Source organism: Streptomyces sp. NPDC002209 (genome assembly GCF_042890265.1).
GTDB lineage: Bacteria > Actinomycetota > Actinomycetes > Streptomycetales > Streptomycetaceae > Streptomyces.
The window spans coordinates 1-17,218 of sequence record NZ_JBIARX010000021.1 but is presented as its reverse complement, the minus strand read 5'-3'; the positions used below and the strand labels follow the sequence as shown (position 1 = coordinate 17,218).

At 67.5% G+C, this 17,218-nt stretch carries 23 protein-coding genes; 15 read left to right on the top strand and 8 right to left on the bottom strand.

Annotated features, from left to right (window positions below; translation table 11 throughout):
- The first annotated feature begins 108 nt into the window (after nucleotides 1-108).
- The 7 genes from ACFYXK_RS29170 to recR all read left to right on the top strand — a co-directional run bounded on the left by ACFYXK_RS29170 (nucleotide 109) and on the right by recR (nucleotide 5,816).
- A complete protein-coding gene (locus ACFYXK_RS29170) occupies nucleotides 109-1,011 on the top strand; it encodes a helix-turn-helix domain-containing protein (protein WP_389413819.1) in 903 nt (300 codons plus the stop codon).
- Entirely contained in the window at nucleotides 933-1,919 is a 987-nt protein-coding gene (locus tag ACFYXK_RS29165; protein WP_389413818.1) for an SAM-dependent methyltransferase, read from the top strand. The genes ACFYXK_RS29170 and ACFYXK_RS29165 overlap by 79 nt, the downstream gene beginning before the upstream one ends.
- Before the next feature lie 343 nt (nucleotides 1,920-2,262).
- A complete protein-coding gene (locus ACFYXK_RS29160) occupies nucleotides 2,263-2,520 on the top strand; it encodes a Tn3 family transposase (RefSeq protein ID WP_389413817.1) in 258 nt (85 codons plus the stop codon).
- A gap of 2 nt (nucleotides 2,521-2,522) precedes the next feature.
- Nucleotides 2,523-2,771, top strand: coding sequence for a Tn3 family transposase (locus ACFYXK_RS29155; RefSeq protein WP_389413816.1), 249 nt, complete (start codon nucleotides 2,523-2,525; stop codon nucleotides 2,769-2,771).
- A 681-nt stretch (nucleotides 2,772-3,452) separates the two neighbouring features.
- A complete protein-coding gene (locus ACFYXK_RS29150; RefSeq protein WP_389413815.1) occupies nucleotides 3,453-4,052 on the top strand; it encodes a hypothetical protein in 600 nt (199 codons plus the stop codon).
- A 427-nt stretch (nucleotides 4,053-4,479) separates the two neighbouring features.
- Nucleotides 4,480-4,992, top strand: coding sequence for an RNA polymerase sigma factor (locus tag ACFYXK_RS29145; RefSeq protein ID WP_389413814.1), 513 nt, complete (start codon nucleotides 4,480-4,482; stop codon nucleotides 4,990-4,992).
- A gap of 215 nt (nucleotides 4,993-5,207) precedes the next feature.
- The gene (recR, locus tag ACFYXK_RS29140) at nucleotides 5,208-5,816 is read left to right on the top strand and encodes a recombination mediator RecR (protein ID WP_389413888.1); all 609 of its coding nucleotides are present in this window, start codon (nucleotides 5,208-5,210) and stop codon (nucleotides 5,814-5,816) included.
- Nucleotides 5,817-6,181: 365 nt separating this feature from the next.
- Here the strand turns inward: recR and ACFYXK_RS29135 are convergent, their stop codons facing one another.
- From ACFYXK_RS29135 to ACFYXK_RS29125, 3 genes are all read right to left on the bottom strand, one after another.
- On the bottom strand, nucleotides 6,182-6,799 hold the full coding sequence (locus ACFYXK_RS29135) for a hypothetical protein (protein WP_389413813.1): 618 nt from the start codon (nucleotides 6,797-6,799) through the stop codon (nucleotides 6,182-6,184).
- A 380-nt stretch (nucleotides 6,800-7,179) separates the two neighbouring features.
- On the bottom strand, nucleotides 7,180-7,527 hold the full coding sequence (locus ACFYXK_RS29130) for a hypothetical protein (protein ID WP_389413812.1): 348 nt from the start codon (nucleotides 7,525-7,527) through the stop codon (nucleotides 7,180-7,182).
- Between the two features lie 4 nt (nucleotides 7,528-7,531).
- A complete protein-coding gene (locus ACFYXK_RS29125) occupies nucleotides 7,532-7,966 on the bottom strand; it encodes a hypothetical protein (protein WP_389413811.1) in 435 nt (144 codons plus the stop codon).
- 139 nt (nucleotides 7,967-8,105) lie between these two features.
- Between ACFYXK_RS29125 and ACFYXK_RS29120 the strand changes: the two genes are divergently transcribed.
- Complete coding sequence (locus ACFYXK_RS29120) at nucleotides 8,106-8,696, top strand: hypothetical protein (RefSeq protein WP_389413810.1); 591 nt, start codon at nucleotides 8,106-8,108, stop codon at nucleotides 8,694-8,696.
- A gap of 333 nt (nucleotides 8,697-9,029) precedes the next feature.
- Here ACFYXK_RS29120 and ACFYXK_RS29115 read toward each other — a convergent pair whose 3' ends face one another.
- From ACFYXK_RS29115 to ACFYXK_RS29105, 3 genes are all read right to left on the bottom strand, one after another.
- Nucleotides 9,030-10,703, bottom strand: coding sequence for an FG-GAP repeat domain-containing protein (locus ACFYXK_RS29115; RefSeq protein ID WP_389413809.1), 1,674 nt, complete (start codon nucleotides 10,701-10,703; stop codon nucleotides 9,030-9,032).
- A 437-nt stretch (nucleotides 10,704-11,140) separates the two neighbouring features.
- Nucleotides 11,141-11,362 carry a hypothetical protein gene (locus tag ACFYXK_RS29110; protein WP_389413808.1) on the bottom strand — a complete coding sequence of 74 codons (222 nt, stop codon included), beginning with the start codon at nucleotides 11,360-11,362 and terminating at the stop codon, nucleotides 11,141-11,143.
- A 4-nt stretch (nucleotides 11,363-11,366) separates the two neighbouring features.
- A complete protein-coding gene (locus ACFYXK_RS29105; protein WP_389413807.1) occupies nucleotides 11,367-11,618 on the bottom strand; it encodes a hypothetical protein in 252 nt (83 codons plus the stop codon).
- A gap of 460 nt (nucleotides 11,619-12,078) precedes the next feature.
- On the opposite strand from ACFYXK_RS29105, the gene ACFYXK_RS29100 reads away from it, so the two are divergent.
- The 5 genes from ACFYXK_RS29100 to ACFYXK_RS29080 all read left to right on the top strand — a co-directional run bounded on the left by ACFYXK_RS29100 (nucleotide 12,079) and on the right by ACFYXK_RS29080 (nucleotide 14,453).
- Nucleotides 12,079-12,489, top strand: coding sequence for a hypothetical protein (locus tag ACFYXK_RS29100; protein ID WP_389413806.1), 411 nt, complete (start codon nucleotides 12,079-12,081; stop codon nucleotides 12,487-12,489).
- On the top strand, nucleotides 12,486-12,854 hold the full coding sequence (locus tag ACFYXK_RS29095) for a hypothetical protein (protein ID WP_331720587.1): 369 nt from the start codon (nucleotides 12,486-12,488) through the stop codon (nucleotides 12,852-12,854). Before ACFYXK_RS29100 ends, ACFYXK_RS29095 begins: the two co-directional genes overlap by 4 nt.
- Complete coding sequence (locus ACFYXK_RS29090; RefSeq protein WP_030303903.1) at nucleotides 12,851-13,129, top strand: hypothetical protein; 279 nt, start codon at nucleotides 12,851-12,853, stop codon at nucleotides 13,127-13,129. Before ACFYXK_RS29095 ends, ACFYXK_RS29090 begins: the two co-directional genes overlap by 4 nt.
- Before the next feature lie 286 nt (nucleotides 13,130-13,415).
- Complete coding sequence (locus tag ACFYXK_RS29085) at nucleotides 13,416-13,931, top strand: hypothetical protein (RefSeq protein ID WP_389413805.1); 516 nt, start codon at nucleotides 13,416-13,418, stop codon at nucleotides 13,929-13,931.
- A gap of 120 nt (nucleotides 13,932-14,051) precedes the next feature.
- Nucleotides 14,052-14,453 carry a hypothetical protein gene (locus tag ACFYXK_RS29080; RefSeq protein ID WP_389413804.1) on the top strand — a complete coding sequence of 134 codons (402 nt, stop codon included), beginning with the start codon at nucleotides 14,052-14,054 and terminating at the stop codon, nucleotides 14,451-14,453.
- 38 nt (nucleotides 14,454-14,491) lie between these two features.
- On the opposite strand, the gene ACFYXK_RS29075 is transcribed toward ACFYXK_RS29080, so the two are convergent.
- Nucleotides 14,492-14,824, bottom strand: a complete 333-nt coding sequence (locus tag ACFYXK_RS29075) for a DUF6415 family natural product biosynthesis protein (RefSeq protein WP_389413803.1) — start codon at nucleotides 14,822-14,824, stop codon at nucleotides 14,492-14,494.
- A gap of 69 nt (nucleotides 14,825-14,893) precedes the next feature.
- A complete protein-coding gene (locus tag ACFYXK_RS29070) occupies nucleotides 14,894-15,232 on the bottom strand; it encodes a hypothetical protein (RefSeq protein ID WP_389413802.1) in 339 nt (112 codons plus the stop codon).
- A gap of 163 nt (nucleotides 15,233-15,395) precedes the next feature.
- Here ACFYXK_RS29070 and ACFYXK_RS29065 point away from each other — a divergent pair, with 163 nt between their 5' ends.
- Together ACFYXK_RS29065 and ACFYXK_RS29060 are read left to right on the top strand one after the other, a co-directional pair.
- On the top strand, nucleotides 15,396-16,982 hold the full coding sequence (locus ACFYXK_RS29065) for an ISL3 family transposase (RefSeq protein WP_389413887.1): 1,587 nt from the start codon (nucleotides 15,396-15,398) through the stop codon (nucleotides 16,980-16,982).
- Between the two features lie 39 nt (nucleotides 16,983-17,021).
- A partial coding sequence (locus ACFYXK_RS29060; RefSeq protein WP_389413801.1) for a transposase occupies nucleotides 17,022-17,218 on the top strand: 197 nt, incomplete at its 3' end.

The window sequence follows — 17,218 nt, the reverse complement described above, 5'->3', positions numbered from 1 at the left end:
CACTATCCATCATGTACATCGCAAGCTGCAACTACCGATGTGTAAATTGCAGCTTGGAATGTACACATCGCTTGTGCCAGACTCTGACCACTTCGGAAGGGGGGAAAGTTGGCTGCGCCGAAAGCGACCACAACACTTCAGTCAGTCCTGGCGAAGCGCCTCACGGACTGGCGCATGCAGGCTGCCCCGCGGATCAGCCGGTCCGATGCGGCCCAAGCCGTCGGTGTCACGCCACACACTGTGCGCCGCTGGGAGATCGGCGAGTCCAACCCTCCGCGGACGACGATCGAAAAGCTGCTTGACCTGTACGGAGCCACTGCGCAAGAGATCACGGGTTTCCTTGCAGAGGTGGAGCAGGCCAAGCAGCCGTCATGGTGGGCGTCGTATCCCGCCGAAGTCCTGCCCAGGAACCTGCACCGGTTCCTGAGCCTGGAGAGTGCGGCCACCGTCATCCGCGCGTTCGAGCCGTATCTGGTGCCTGCACTGCTGCGCACCGAGGACTACGCGCGCGCCGCCCTGAGTGCCTGTCACCCTGGAATCGGGACAGACCTTCTCGACCGGCACATTGACCTGCTGCAGGAGCGGCAGCGCCGGATCCTCGGCACGCGCCCCGGCACACCGGAGGCCGCGGGGACGACGCGCCCGATTCTATGGGTGGTCCTCGACGAAAGCGCCCTGCGTCGCAGCGTGGGCGGCCCACAGGTGATGCACCAGCAGATCGAGCATCTCCAGGCCATGGCCAAGCAGCCGGAAATCAAGATCCAGATCGTCCCTCAGCACCTCGGCGCCTACCCGGGAACCGAGGCGGGGCCGTTCCACCTCTTCCGGTTCGCCGAGCCCGAACTGCCAGACATCGTCTACCGGAGCAGCTTCGACGGCGGCGAGTACCTGCACCAGAAGACGAGTCGCCATCTGCAGGGTTTCGACACGATGTGCGCGGTATACGCCGCGCCGATCCGCGATACGCCGGCGATCTTGGGGGAGATCGCCAGAGAAACATTGCCCCGGTGACCGGCACCGCAACTGCCCGGGCCGCAATGATCAAAGAGGGGGAGTACATGGGCACGAAGTACAAGACGTTCACGCCAGGGCACATCGATGCCAGCCAGCCGCACCCCGGAAGGGTGTACAACGCCCTCCTGGGCGGAAAAGATCACTACGAGGTGGATGCCGCTGTAGCTGCGGCCATCGGGAAGGTCCACCCGAACAGCAGAGCCACGGCCTGGGCAGCCCGGCACTGCATGGAACGGATTGCGACGTTCATGGCCCGCGAGGGCATCACCCAGTTCCTGGACCTCGGGTGCGGTTCTTCCATCGAACCAGACCTGGACCAGATCGTGCGGAGCATCGCACCGGATGCCCGGGTGGTGTCCGTCGACAGTGACCCGATCGTGGCCCGGCGCTCTGAGGCGTTCATGTCCGCGCCCGAGTCCGCGGAGGGCCGTTCCGTCTTCCTCCAGGCCGACCTGTGCGACCCGTCCTCGGTGCTGGACTCTCCCGAGGTCCGCAACACCCTGGACCTCACGCAGCCAGTCGGCCTCTGCTTCAACAACGTCCTGTGCTTCATCGACGACGCGCGCCGGCCGCATGATGCGGTGGCTGCGTATGTCGAAGCCGTGGCACCGGGCAGCTTGATGAGCGTCATCCACCCGACGGCTGACTTCAAGGACTTGAGTGAGCTCGTCGTCGCCTACAACTCCGAGGACGGCAGCGGCCCTCTCCGGCTCCGCGGACGAGCCGAGATCCTGCGTTTCTTCACCGGTCTCGAGCTCATCGAACCGGGGCTCGACACCTCCCGCGGCTGGCGGTCCGACATCGCTGTTCCCCAGGTCGGCGTCAGCAACATCGCCGCCGTCGACACCTCGACCCTCACCGATGAGGAGGACTCGAAGTACGCAGCCGTCGCCCGCAAGCGGTAGCCAGAAAAACAGTGGCCGTCCCTCTTTGCAGAGAGGAACGGCCACCGCGACTCGCCCGAGTCATCGCACCACCAGCAGTGGAACCCAAACCAACCCACTGGGGGTGCTCTAGCAGGCGTGCGCAACCACGCCGTGCCCAAGGATAGCCATGCCCAGGATGCGCACGATCAATTGCCCCGGACTCACCAGGTTCTGAGCCACTGCAACGCCCCGGCCGAAGCCGATGCCGAGCAGCACCGAAGCGCTGCAGACGGGGTCCCAGCACCCGCCGAAAAGACAACACTAAGCCCGCGAGGCTCCCTCTGTAACGTGGCCCGACCACATCAACTGCCCCGTCACCGTTGTGGATCGTTGGCAAGCTCTCTCCGCGTCCTCCCGGCAGAACGCGCTGGCCGGCGCGCTGAAGGAGTACGGGGCGACCCGCAGAACGATCTACGCGGCAAAATACCTGTCGGACGAGGGCTACCGGCGCAAGATCGCCCGGCAGCTGAACAAGGGCGAGTCCTTGCACGCCCTGCGCCGCCAGCTCCACTATGCCCGCGAGGGCAAGGTCGCCCACCGTCAGCCCGAGCGCAGTAGAACGAGCAGGCGTGGTGCCTGACGGTGGTGACGAACGCGGTGGTCTGCTGGGACACCGAGTACATGGGCCTAGCCGTCGGCGAACTGTGCGGGGCCGGCCGCGAGGTGGACGCCGAGGTCCTGGCGCACATCTCGCCGGCCCGCAGCTCGGGGGTCAACTACTACGGCTCCGTCACCGTCGACTATGAGCACGAGCTGGCCCAGCTCGGCGAGCGGGGGCACCGGCCGCTAAGGGCCGTGGCCATGGACGATCCCGGAGCCGTCGGGCTGTAGAGCAGCGGATCGGCCCCGGTTGGTTGCCGGGCGCCCGGAGCCTACGAAACCATCAGGGATTGGGTGGCCGAAGGCCGGACAGCGGCGGGTGCCGCAGTGCTGCCCTCCGTCGGAGACGTGCAGGGTGCACGTCTCCGACGAAGGGCCTGCATCGTCGTACCGGTCAGCACGTCTCGATGTGCTCGTGCAGCCGGCCGTGACTTCTGCTAGAGATCGCGCAGGGTCTTGCTGGTCAGCGCGACCGCAGAGGTGACTGCCATGATGGATGCCGCGACCACGAACGAGGCCGTGAGCCAGCCAGCTTCAATGCTCCAGCCGGTGGACAGCTGGCCAAGGGGTTGGAGACTGGTCGCACCGGCGGCAGCAGCAGGTGCTGGGCATCGATCCCGGCCGCTGACGCCTCGGGGCCTGAGCAGGTTCGAGCGGACGGCTGAGCACGGACATTCGTACGCGGTGGTGCACGTTCACTTGTACGCCGACGCGCGGCACCCTCAACACCGACCAGTGGCGCGAAGCCGGCTGGATCACCCGAACCCTCGGCCGCTCCTAACGCCTGTCGATCCCAATGCAGCGGGAGGCCGTCGTCCCTGGCGACGGCCTCTCCCGCATCTGGGCAAGTGCCGCAACCAAGGAACTGCCCAAAACCAGATATTCGGTGGACACCGCCACTACGGTGGACGCATGACTTGGTCGTTGGGCTACTTGCCTCCCCGCGAGCCGGATCTACTTGACGCACTCTTCCTTTCGGCTGGACGCTCCCTTCACATCGCCAACGCGTTCGAAGGGAAATGCCGTTGGATGCTCCGATGCATCAACCTGGTTGAAGTGCACCAAAATGCCGACCCTGTCGCCACGTTCGAGGAGCTCATCACTGCACTTCCAGCCGACAAGATGCTCGGACCGGCGCTGCACCAGCTGACCGGCCACATGTCGTGCTCCACCGAGACCATAGACGTGCTGCGGCGGGCCAGGAAGGCACGGAACTTCATCGCGCACGAAGGCGCCGACGTCGGTGACATCAGCGCCGCCCCGGCGAAGCACCTCCTCGCGCATGCTGGCCGTCTGCGCTCCGCGGTCTCAGACCTGGCAGTCGGAGACAACATCGTCTCGCAGTGGGGATTCCACTTTGAGGAGCCGAATTGGTCTCTCCCGCGAGACCTGATTGATGCCTACCCGGCGATGATCGACGAGTGGGTCTTCGGGCACTTCGCGAATCTCCTCGACGAAGTCGCGGCCCCAGTGCCCACAGAAGCCTCCGGGCCAGCACAACAGCCTTCATAGACGGTCTGCCCGGGTCTAAGCATCCTCGTCCAGTTCACTGCCGGGCGGAAGCTGGGACTGCTGGCCAGCATGTCCAGGACGCCGCTGCCCTAATGACGCTGTCGGCGGCCCAGGCTCCGGGTTTGCAGCATTCAGGAAGATCATCGCTCTACAAGGTATGGCAACTGACGAGAGAGGACCGGAGGACCCGCAGCCTGACCGTGAGAGGGCAGCGAGTGCTTCCGGCCGGGGGTACTGGCTGGCTTCCTTTGACAGGGTGGCTGTCACGCTGTCCGCGGTCTACGCCGCCACCGGTTCCAGTGCTGTGACGGCGGTGGCAGGGGCGGTATCGATCGCCTTGGCTCGCAACTGGCGTCGCCGGTGAGCGGGCCCGGGGTGCGGTGTGCGCAGGATAGGCAGAGCGGTCTGGGGGCGGAGGCACGGCAGCTTGAACGAGCTTGAATATGAGGCGTTCTTCCGCAAGGACTACCCCGCCCTGGTCCGCCACTTGGCGATCTTGGGGTGCAGGGACGAGGCGGCCAGGGATGTGGCTCAGGAGGCCATGGTGAGGCTTCTGGAGCAGGACGGGAATGTCGCTCATCCACGTGCCTGGGTGCGGCTGACGGCTAGTCGTATCGCTTTCGACAATAACCGCCGCGACATCCGCAGAAGCCAGTTGTCCTGGCAGGAGGCGAACATGCCCGCCGCGGCTCCGCTGGGCCCCGCCGAGCAGTCGGCTCATCAGAGCGAGGCCCGTCAGGTGCTCGAGCTATTGCAAGGCCTGCCGCCCCGGCAGCGCGAGGTGATGGCGTGGCACTTTGATGGGTTTTCCGCAGGCGAGATCGCTACGTTACTGGGGGCCAAGCCGGCGACCGTGCAGTCCAACCTACGACACGCACGGGAGCGTCTGAGGCAGGCTTGGAAGCAGCGCACTCACAGGGGAGGCGGGAAGACGATATGAACGCAGCCGAGCAGTCGGCGGCCGATGACAGCGAGTTCACCGCTTGGGAGTCCCGGGTTGGCGAGGCCATCGCGGACGAACTCGTCACACCTCTGGAGACGGAGGCCGCCCTGCGCAACCTGTCGGATCACGGCAGTCCTGTGGAAGGTCAAGTCGAGCCCGAGGCTGGCACCCAGGCCGCAGTAGTGACGTCCGAAGGTCAGCAGTCGAAGGACGTGCTTCAGGACCTGATCGACGAGTTGGGCAGGCTGCCCGGCGTCGGGCCCAAGAGCGCGCAGCGGATCGCTTTCCACATCCTGCAGGCGGAGCCCACCGACGTCCGGCGCCTCGCGCACGCGCTGCTGGAGGTCAAGGACAAGGTCCGGTTCTGCGCGGTGTGCGGGAACGTGGCGCAGGAGGAGCGGTGCAACATCTGCCGCGACCCGCGCCGCGACACCACGGTCATCTGTGTCGTGGAGGAGCCGAAGGACGTCGTCGCGATCGAGCGGACACGCGAGTTCCGGGGGAAGTACCACGTCCTCGGCGGTGCGATCAGCCCGATCGAGGGCGTCGGCCCGGACGACCTGCGCATCCGCGAGCTGCTGGCGCGCCTCGCGGACGGTGAGGTGACCGAGCTGATCCTCGCCACCGACCCGAACCTGGAGGGCGAGGCGACCGCCGCGTACCTCGCCCGCATGATCAAGCCCATGGGCCTGAAGGTCACCCGCCTGGCCAGCGAGCTCCCCGGCGGGGGAGATCTGGAATACGCAGACGAGATCACCCTGGGCCGCGCTTTCGAGGGGAGGCGACTCCTAAGCGGTCTCGGTGAAGTCAACTCCCAGTGAGACTCTCAATGCCCACCAGTGGCGCGAAGCCGAGTGGATCGCTCGGGCCTTGACCCGCCCCTGAGCCCCGCGGCCCGCCCAGGTACGTGATCAGGTGGACCGCCTGGTTACGGACCTCTGACACGCCCCGCCGCGGGGCCGAAGGGACTGACAGGGGCAGACTTCCGAGAAAACCCTCCCGATTAGCACGGGCCCGTGCCGTACTCGGCCTCTGCACAGGCGCGCACCACCTGCAGAAGCTGCTTGAAAAGCACACTCAGATCCGACCAGGCCCACTCCGACCAGCACATCCGTCGCTGGGCCACGGCAGACCACGACGCGGTCTGCCTGACTGCCAGCCACCCACGGCAGCTACGGGCCAGCCCTTAGCAGTTCTGGGTGGTGAACTTTGTAGCGGGTTCGGTGCCGGTGCCGGCGTCGGCCGTCGGGAGTTTCCAGACGGCGATGCTGCCGTAGTGGTCTTCGATAAGGAGAGTTCCGCCTTTTGCCGGCACGTTGAAGTCGGCGATTGCCTTGTACTCCTCGTCGGGTTTGACCGTGTCATAGGGAGTGAAGGCGTCGATGCATCCTTCCCATGGGGCGTCGTTGTAGTCCATGGCCTCGGCCATCTCCGGGCCACGAGCCCATTTGATCTGGTTGTCCATTTGCGAGCCCAGGTACCCGCCTGTCTTGGACTTCTTCGTGAAGGCGACAACCAAGGCGTACTTGCCGGTCAGAGGCAGTGTCTTGTCCTTGGCGAACGCGTCTCGGTAGGCAATGCCGGTGAGCGTGACCTGCATAGGACGGCCTTGATCGTCCCTGAGCGTCACCGTCTGCCCGATCTCCCGCGCCGTCGAGTTAACGGCACCAGCCTCACCCGGCACCTGGCCTGTCTCCGCCGGCGGCTCAGAGTTGACGGATTTCTGGCCTTCTGCCCCGGCCGTGCTGCACCCGGTGACGGCCATGGTCATCGCAAGCACCGCGGCCGTAGCTGCTTTCTTCACGGATGAGTCCCCCCTGCTCTCATGCGACTGAGGTCGTCGGTCTTCTGCGGCTGTTCTGCACGTAGAAGAGCGTGTTCAGCCAGGCTCCCTACGACTCCGACTGTCACCCGAACGCTACCGCCCGTGGCGACCACGTGGCCTGTTCCAACGCTTCGGTGTGCACGGCAGGACGGTCGGACAAACCGGCCCGCCTCCGGGGTCGGAGAATTCTTGTACCGATCCGAATGCTGACCGCCGTCTGCCGGTAGCCTCGAGCCACTGCTTCCACGCCGCCCTGTGCCCCCCCCTACTCGCTGAGCTGGAGTGATCGGCTCGTCTCGAGTCTCGCCTCACTCCCTTCCCGTATGCCGTCGGGCGGCCTGCTGCGCGAAATCGGTGTCTCATCTGCGCCGGTCGTAAACGACCTCGGTCCGGATCCCCGCGGCAAGAGCCGCCCGCCGCAGCACACCATGCGCGGCGAGATGCCCGTGGAACGCGGTCCACTGGGCGCCTGTTGCAGCGCTGGCGGGCTCCGGGGTGCTGCGGGTGGCGGTGGCCTGGTCCATGGCAGCGGCGAAGCCGACACCCCGGCGGCGGCGCTGGTAGACGGTCTCGATCGTGATGCCGTCCCCCGCCGCGGCCTGGGCGGTCGCCATCCCGGCCCGCAGGTGCCCGAGGAACTGGCGGCGGCACTCCGGTGTGAAGGCGAGAGGGCGGCGTTCCGCGCGCCGGGCGGTCGCGACGGTCACCGCGTCACATGCCGCGGCTAACGTCGGTCTGCTCGCTGTGCCAGGTGTTGGCCTGGCACAAACCCTCGAAGAGGATCTGGAAGACCAGGCTGAGCGAGGTGCCCAGGGACAGCAGCCGCGGGTAGTTCACCCGGCCAAGGATGCCCACAGCCTCGGCTCCGTCCGAATCCACGCTGACCAGCCCCGAATCGGTCAGGGCCACGCGAATCAGGCCGGCCGCAGCGCGACGTCGTCCGCCGCCTACAGCGGCACCCACACCGAACCGCCTTGGGAGCGGGGGAATGCGGGCGCGGGGCGCGACGCCTTGGTTGACCCATCGCCCGGGGAGAGCTCCCGCGCACTGCCCGGCAAGAACCAGCGCGCCCTGCGGGTCCTCAGCCGTGCCCAGGAGCTGGCCGGACTCTTCCTTCTCAGCGTCCAGATCGAACGGCCGGAACACGTCCAGGTCCAGAAACGTCCTCGTGCCCCACGTCTTGGACAGCGTGGACGTAGACCTCGAGCAACGTCCTCGCTGGCCGGGCCTCGGCATACCTCACACCAGGGCGCTCGGGCACACCGATCAGGTGGCCGCAGTACCTATGATCGACGTCTTCGAAGGGGGGCTCGCCGTGCCTGAGTCGCGCATCCAACCGTCCTGGCGTGCACCGTTAGCCAAGTGGATCCAGCCTGCACTTGAACGCGCTCCGTATGCCGTTGTCCCGACGGCATACGGCGAGTACACCCTCTTCCGGGAGCCTGGCAAACGACCGAACCCTGCGGCGAGAGCCGAGGCTTGGGAGCGCTGGCAGCTCATCCTCGGTGAGGACGTCGTCCTGGAAATCGACAACGCCGCGACGCCCTGGCACGGCTTGCGGAGCAGGATGCGCCTCGGAGTCCATGGCACGCTGGATGGCGTGCCGTTCACGGCGCGGGCTGCGAGCAGGTCGTTTGTGCCGCGCCACCGAGGCATTCACTTCGATATATGCGATGGCCGGGCCATGTCGTTCACCGCACATCGCTTCCACCGGCACTTCATTCGGAGTATCGGCGGTGAAGAGCGTTTCATCCTGCGTTCCAATGGTGCCCGTTGGGAGACAGACCGGCTGGACCGTGGCGAGTTGGCGCTCCTGTGCTTCGTCCTGATCTCGGGCGCCGACGCGCTCCTCACGTCACCCCTATGGAATCTCTAGGAGCACCCGTAGGACCCAGGATGGTGGGAGGCTGCTCTCCAGCTTCAGGCCGCGGGGGCCGAACGGCCCGGGCTGTGACCGAAGGGCGGTGAGCTCCCGGGCGGGCCGCCAGTCAGGCCGCGTCCGTGCAGGCGCAGCGCATCGCCGCGCTGGACGGCCTGCAGCTACTGGCGGCCCCGTCGGGGTCCTGTTCCACTACTTGCCCGGCTCTGAGCGGATGGTGGTCGAGCAGGCGGCGCACTGTCAGAGGTCGGCTGGACCACTGCGGCTCAACGTCGGGCGCTCAATCATGGCGACCTCCAACGCTGTTGGGCGTCGGAGGGCGGGCAGTGGTCAGGCGATCGGGGCGAAGCCGGTCACCGTTGGGTGCGGGCCGGTGGTGCCGGTGCCGGGGAAGACGGTGATCTTGCCGGAGGCGTCGGCGGACCACAGGTCGGGCAGGCCGTCACCGGTGAGGTCGCCGTCCGAGCCGATCCGCGGGTGCGTGGCAGCGGGCACGGTGGCCAGGACAGTTCCCGCCGTCGGGTCGTTGAAGGCGGAGAAGTCGGGTGCGTCGGCGGTGCCGGTGACGGAGAAGGCGCGGATCGCACCGTCTGCCGTGGAACGGGTCCACAGGGTCGGGAACGCGCTCCCCTGCGCGGGGCCCGGGGTGAGCAGTTCGTACCCGGCCCACCTGTCGTCATTGGGCGAGAGGAGGGTGGACTCCCAGGCCAGACCGATGCTGTCACTCCGGGTCAGCCACAGGCGGCCATTCTCAATGGACAGCAGGGAGGTATGCGGGAGGATGCCGCCCACTGCGGTGTCCCCCCGAGGAGATCCATACGCCGCGATCTGCGTGACCTGCGTCCAGTCCGTGCGGAAGCCGTGCTGTGCGCAGTCTATGGCCGCGCCTGAAGTGTTCTGGCAGGTCTCGGGCTTCGAGAGGAGCCCCGGGCCCTGCTCGGTGAACCGGCCCCCTCCGTCGTTGCGGAACAAGTACAGGCCGTATCCGCTTGGGGAATGAGCGATCAGGTCGTCGACCTGGTCGCCGCTGAGGCTTCCCCGGTGGGTGTACTGGATTCCTGCCCAGCTGCCAATGTCTTCGGGGGCGGCCAAGCGGCGCGCACTGGGGGTGTCCCGCGGGTCGGAGCCGGGCTTGCGCAGGTTGCCGTCCGCGTCGGGGACCAGGACGTCCGGCTTGCCGTCGGCGTCGATGTCGCCGAAGGATGCGGGGGCGGCGGCCTGCTGGGCGTAGTAGTCCAGGTGGGCAGGCTGGGAGACGTTCCCCGCGTTGTCCATCGTCTCGAGGTAGACGGACTGGCTGCCCCAGCTGGCGGGCTTGAGCTTGATGTCGAGCGTGCCGTCCGTCAGGCGGACGACGTGGGCGTCGGTCGCCTCGTCCGAGCAGCGCCAGCCGACACTCGGGGTGCCGTTCGTACTCCAGCGGGCGCAGGCGATACCCGAGCCGGTGTCGGTGTCGGACCCGTGCAGCGTGAACACGGCCTCCTCTCCGGCCCTCTTGGGTGTCGCGTCCGTGGTCACGTCCGCCGTCGGCGGGGTGTGGTCCACGCGGAAGTAGCACCACTGCGTGTAGGGGCCGGTCAGCCGGCCGTCGCTGGTGCGGGCACGCCAGGCGTACTGGCTTCCGTCGGTCAGGCGGTCTCGGGGGATGACCGTACGCGCCTCGCCGGGCGGCGCCCACGAGGCCGGGTATTCGGTGCGCGGACCGCCGTACGTGGTGTCCCAGAGCTGGAAGGCCGTGGTCAGCTGAGTGGCTGTCGGCGAAGCGGTGGTGACCCGGGCCGTGACGTCGCCGAGGCCGATCCAGCCGGCACCGGCTCCGGAGTTCGGGTCGGTATCGCAGTCGGAGTACCGCCCTTCACCGGCGAAGCCGGGCGTCGGGCTGGTCCGGGGCGCGGTGGTCTGGGGCGTTGCCGGATCAGCGCCGGCCGCAGAGGCCGGAGCGGCGGCGGACAGACCGAGGGTCAGCGTCAGCGCCGCCGTCGGGAGTATGCGGGCACGTTGCATGCGGTTGAGTTCCCCCCTGGGAATGTGACTGGTGATCAGTCGTGATCACGAACAGGACTACCAGATGCGACGAATATCGGAACCGTGTTCGACATTCTGGGCGTGCCCCACACCGACAACCCCCGCTCCACCCACCCAAAGTGAACCCCCGCGAGGATCCGCCGAGAGCGGCTCATCGGGCCCTCCTGCGTCACCGAACCCGACCACTCAGCGATCACTGGGCACATCCAACCTGGCCGTGGTACGGGTCATCCCCGCGTGCGCGGGGAGCAGTGCCGGCCAGCCAGGAAGAGCACCAGCAGTACGGGGTCGTCCCCGCGTGCGCGGGGGGCAGGCTTGCTGAGCAGCTCGTTTAGGCAAGCCGGGACGCGTTCTGGAGTGCTTCCACTGATCACGACCTCTCAGGTAGACCGTCGTATATCCGGTTCTCCGTCGGCTTATGGGAGGCGTGCCAGTGCGTCGACCAGCTGTTTTACGGACACAGCACCGGCCTCCGGGAGGCGGGCCTCCGACCATGCCCGCTGCGCGACGGCCGTATCGCCCTTAGCGGCCGCCAGGACGTTCTGCTTCGCATTGTTCTCGTGGACTGGGTCGGTATCGAGGCCGAAGTCGGCCAGGTGGACCACGATGCGCACCTCAAGCTTCGGATTCGACCCCATCCGCTCATTGAGGCGGTACGCACCCGGTGGCCATCAGCGCCCGGGCCCGCTCGATCATCGCCCGCCCCGCCTCGGAGTCACCGCGGTCGGTCCGGATCGGCTGTTCCAGCTCTCCCGAGGTGTTCCGCAGAACCAGTACGCCGCGGGTACTGGACGCCTCCGTCCGCACATCCAGCAGCGTCGCCGTGAACTGCTTCGCCGCATCCAGCCGAGCGATGTCCTGGCCCACCGTGTCCCCCAGGACGTACAGGCTCACGGCACGATCACGGGCCCGATCCGTCCAATCGGCCTCCTCATCCGGCGGGCACGGCCCCACGGCATGGACAGCGGCAATGCAGAGTTCGAGGTCACGGGGATTCACCACCCCATCGTGAACGAACCTGATCACCAGGTTCCAGGCCAACGGCGGTCAGTCCCCGCACCAGTGGAGCGCACGCTGCTGGCGGCCACCGCCGCACTCAGACACCTCCGGCCGACGCGAAGCCTTGCGGGTTGGCAGCGCTCCCGCCCCAGCGCCCGGGACGAGCAAGATCGACGACGACGCTGACCGTATGCGTGCAGTCCCGGCAGCGCGGTACTCACCATGCTCCTGGTTCGGTCCCGTCCGGCCCGGCATCCGCACCTGCCCTCTTCCGCCATTTTGGCGTAGACTCTGATGCGGGCGCCGACCACCGGCGAGTTTCCGCCAAGCGGACGTCTTGAGGAGCGGAACCCCGATGACCCGTGCCGGGCGCCACACTCTCAAGCTCCACCGCGACGTCTGGGTCCGGGGTGCCGCCCAGGCCAAGCGCGACGGGCTGGCCGCCACGCGTGCCGTCCAGCACCTCCTCGCGGGATTCGCCTCGGGCACGATCACCGTCGGACCCGTCTCCGGCGCCACCATCGGCACGTACCGCGCCAACGTCGAGATCCCGGACAACGTCTGGAACCGCGCCTTGGAGCGCGCCGGCCTTGCCCGGGCACAGGTATCCGGGCCAGTGCCCACCGCCATGGCGGACACCGCCCTCGCCCCCGACATCTCGACCCTGTGCGAGGTCCTCATCCAGGGCTACGCCGACGGCAGGATCACCCTGATCGCCCCCTCGGGCACCGTCCGCATCGAATCCCAACGGAAGGCAGCGGCATGAGCACGGCACCTGAATCCGGCCCCGAAGCAGTCCCCCAGCCGGCCGCCCGGCCCGAGGACCTGCGGGCCGCCCTCGCCCGCCTCGCTCCCTCCCGCCTGCCCGAGTTCGACGCGGAACGCGCAGCAGCGGTCGCCCAGGCACGCGCCGAGGTCTCCCCCGCCCCCCTCCACCGCCTCGTCTCGTACTGGGCCGTGGAGGTCGCGCACGCCCGCAACCCCGAGAGGCTTTCCCGCCTGCGGGATCTGGAGCACCAGGCGCAGAGCGCCGACGACGCAGAGCTCCCGGGTGTCCTCTCACAGATCCGCGCGATCCTCCTCGAGGTGCACGCCGAGGCGGGGTTCACGCGGCAGGGCGACAGCCGGTGAGCGACCTGGACTGGAGCTGGGAGTACGAACCCGACGAAGCGCACGTCACCACCGGGCTGGCGGTCTCCGTCATCGCCGAGGCCGAGCAGGTGCTGGCAGACCTGGTCGAGCTCGCCGCCATGGGCGTGGACCCGACGACCACGGGCCGCGGACCGGCCGACGGCGGCGTCCGCCGCATCGACCTCCCCAGCGGGGGCTGGATGTACGTCCTGCCCATCCCGCGCCGGCGCACCCTGTACGTCACGGCCGTCATGCCACCCTTCCACCTCCTGTGACCTGACCTTCGTACCCCTGCCCGGCGTGCCCAGGTGAGCCAGGCGAAACGACGGCGCCCGCGCCTTGGCGTGACGAAGTACCCAGGCCAGCAGCGCGGAGGCCAAGCGCTGGACCAGGATCCTCCGCGGCGGTGGCCCCCGCGGCCTGCCCCGGCGGCAAGGAACGGTCGACCGGCAGCTCGAAGAGGCCCAGGCTCCGCACGCACCCTGCCGGAGCAGGCTGCCGAGCAGCAGCACCAGTGAAACCTGTTCGCCCATGGCCCCAGAGTGAAGGGATCATGGGCGGATGCCGTCGGCCGAAGCAGCAGCCAGCGAACTACAGGATCGCGCCAGTCTCTGGAACGTGGGTGAGATCCCCGCAAGCGATGTCGTCAGCGCGGCCTGTGACGCGCTCGTCGCCGGCCTGGACAGCCCCGGACTTCGGATGCTGGCAGCCTGCACACGCGCCGAGGCGGACTACGACGTGCACGACTTGCTCCCCGAAGCGCTCGATGAGCTCGGCCTCATTCTCTATCCGGCCACCAGTGAGGCCGGCCAAGAAGCTGCCGCGCGAGCGCTCGCACGACGCATGCTGTCCGGCGGGCTAAAACCTTGGGAGCTCACGTTCCGGATCAACCGGCGCTACGGGCATGAGCTGCCCCTGACAGCACGGCTCGCCGAACTCGATGACGAGTACGCCTTCCTCGAATTCGGCGGCGGCAAAGCAGCAGCTCGGATCGATGCTGAGGTCACAGCCGAAGCTCGCCGCCTGGCCGCAGTCCACCCCCACGTCCCCACCGAACCCACGGACATCCCCAGCTGATGCACACAGAACGACCCGAGAGTTCCCGCTGAACAAGCTTCAGTTTCCCTGAACCGACAGGGCTCCCCGCGTCTGAGCAGTTGCGGTACGCGCGTCGGCACATCAGATCGGAGAATCCATTTGGCCATATCCCATCGCTGGCGTCTGCAGGGCTATGCCTCTGACGGCTACTCCGGCGCGGAAGCCCGGTCGCTGCTCGTACACAGGCTGGACTGGGCGAACCACGAAACGTGGTTTGAGGATGACCAGGGCCGCCTCCTGTCTGTGGTTACCAACGGTGAGCGCGCGAGGGTTGCTCTGGTGGATGGCGCAGGCGGCGATACCGGGGAGCACCTGGTCGATCCGCTCGGCGAAGGCATCTCTGGCGGATATCTGCTGTCCAACGGGCAGATCGATACCTACTGCGACAGGGAGACTGTCCCCTTCCCCGCCGCCTGCGAGGCCGTGGAGCACTTCATCGACCACGACATCTGGCCCTGCAGCTCAGCGAGTCGCAATGGCGATGACTGCAAGGACGCCTAGCACAATCAGGACGTACGCGATCTGCTGGGAGCACTCGGTCACAGGGCGCTCGTCGCACGGTGCTGGTCCAGTGCACGGACCATGCCCTGGACCACGCGGGCCAGTGCACGCGCATAGTTCCAGTTCGAGTTCGGATTCGAGCCATAGGGCCCGGCCGCGACGGCATACGCCCAGTCTGTAAGAGCGCCGCTCCCGCGGGGAGACAGCTCGCCGCGCGGGACCGTGGCAACGAGCGCACGCAACTGCTCCCCGCAGGTGATCAGGTCATCGACGAGCCGGGCGACATCGAGACCCGAAGGGCGTTCCGTGTACGGCACCAGCGCGCGGGCCACCAGCTCGCTTGCTTCCGAGTGGTCCTGCGGCTGCTCCATGATGCGCTCCCTACCGTCGTCATGGGTGGTAAGGACACCTTGGACTTCCAGAAGTCCCATGAGGAGGACTTAGAAGCGGACTTCTGCGGCGATAAAGCGGACTTCTTCATACACCGATTGATGAACAGCGGCTGCGGGTAGGGCGTCCTGGGACAGTAGGCAGCCACCATCTACCGCCCCGCATTGGCGGGCGGAGGCTGTGAAGGCAGGGACGTCCTTGGGGAGGCAGCCGATGCCGGGCCGCATGCCGCCGGCCCCGATGCGGGGGTCGATGCCGAGAATGTCCACGATCTGGGAGATGTCGCCGCCGGCTGCCTCGCACATGTCGGCGACCGCATTGATGTAGCTGATCTTCAGGCCGAGAAAGGTGTTCGCGGCGCCCTTCGCGAGTTCGGTGGCTTTGTACATGAGAACGAACGGACGGCAGGTGTTCACGACTTCGGGTTCTGGCTCACTTTCCGTGGAGGATGCACGCTGAGTGACGGTTGTCGGGTGAGGGCGCCCTGGGGAAGTTGCCCGGAATTGGCCCGTACCAGGTGCGGTGTGGCTGACAGTTCGGCCCGTGGAAGAAATGGTGCTCCGGCTGGAGGAGTTACTGTTCCCGTCGGTCACCGACGTGACGGTGCTGTCCGTCGCAGTGAACGACGAGGCGGTACGTATAGAGGCCCGAAGCACGGTGCCCGGGGCCGTCTGTCCCGGATGCGGGATCTGGTCACGGCGGATTCACAGCTCTTACCTGCGATTTCCCGCTGATGTGCCCAGCGGAGGCAGACGGGTCGCTCTCTGTTTGCGCGTCCGCAGGTTCCTCTGCCCGGTCATCTCGTGCGAGCGGCGGACCTTCGCCGAACAGTTGCCGGGTTTGACCCGTCGGTACGGCCGACGGACCGAGCGCCTGCGTTCGACGCCGGCCGCGGTCGGCCTCGCGCTCGCGGGTCGGGCCGGCGCCCGCCTGGCGCGCGTCTTCGGCGTGTCCGTGAGCCGCAGCACGGTGCTGCGGCTGGTCGAAGCGTTACCCGACCCCGAAGTTCCAGCCCCGCGGGTGGTCGGCGTCGATGAGTACGCGACCCGCAAAGGGCGTCACTACGGGACTGTCCTGGTCGATGTCGAAAGCCGGCGTCCAGTGGACCTGCTGCCCGACCGGGAGGCGTCCAGCCTGACCGCTTGGCTCGCGAAACGGCCCGGTGTGGAGGTTGTATGCCGCGATCGGGCACCGTTCTTCGCCGAAGCTGCCACGGTCGGGGCACCCCAGGCGGTGCAGGTCGCAGACAGGTGGCATCTTTGGCACAACCTGAGCGAGGCTGCAGAGCGGTGCGTCGCAGACCACCGCGGATGCCTGCAGGTCCTGGCGCCAGATCCAGCCCAGCCTGCCCCCGAGCCGGAGAAGTTCGAAGACCCCTCCGGCTCGCCCTGGCCGAGGGGACACCGCTTCGCCGACCGCACCCGCGTCAACCACGTGACCGTCCACGAATTGCTGGCGGCCGGGCTCAGCCGGAGGGCGATTGGCCGCCAGCTCCGTATGACCTCCCGCACCGTCAAGCTCCTCGCCGACGCAGCCACCCCGGAGGAACTGTTCCAGGGGCAGTGGCAGGGCCGGCCATCCAAACTCGACGCCTTCAAGCCCTACCTGGATGACCGCTGGAACCAAGGCTGCACGAACGCCTGGAGGGTGTGGGAGGAGATCGTGCCGCTCGGCTATCAGGGCAGCTACCAGCGGGCTCGCGCCTACTTCCGGGAGAAGCGGCTCTCGCCAAGCCCCGTCACGGCTCGGCCACCGTCACCCCGGGTCGTCGCCGGATGGATCCTCCGCCGGCCGGAGACCCTCACCGAGACAGAGCACCTTCGACTCAAGGCCGTTCTGGTCCACTGCCCTGAACTTGACGCCCTCACCGGCCACGTCCGCTCCTTCGGCCAGATGCTCACCGAGCGCCAGGGCGAACGGCTGCCGCAGTGGCTCGATGCCGTCCGGCAAGATAACCTCCCCGGCCTCCATACCCTCGCCGCAGGCATCGACCGCGACCGCGATGCGGTCATCGCCGGTCTCACCCTGCCCTGGAGCTCCGGGGTCGTCGAAGGCCACGTCAACCGGATCAAGATGCTCAAACGCCAGATGTTCGGCCGGGCCGGCTTCGATCTCCTCCGCAAGCGTGTGCTGCTTTAGACGCCGTTTCTTATGGTCCGATCGTTCGTTGAGCCGTGCATGACGGATTTGGTTGAGCGGCTGGTGCCGGATGAGTTGTGGGTGTTGTTCCGGCGAGTGGTGCCGCCGACAGAGGTGATACGCCCGCAGGGTGGGGGCCGGCGGCGGGCGGGTGATCGCGAGACTCTGGCGGCGATCATCTTCGTGGCGACGTCGGGTTGCACGTGGCGGCAGCTTCCGCCGGTGTTCGGCCCGAG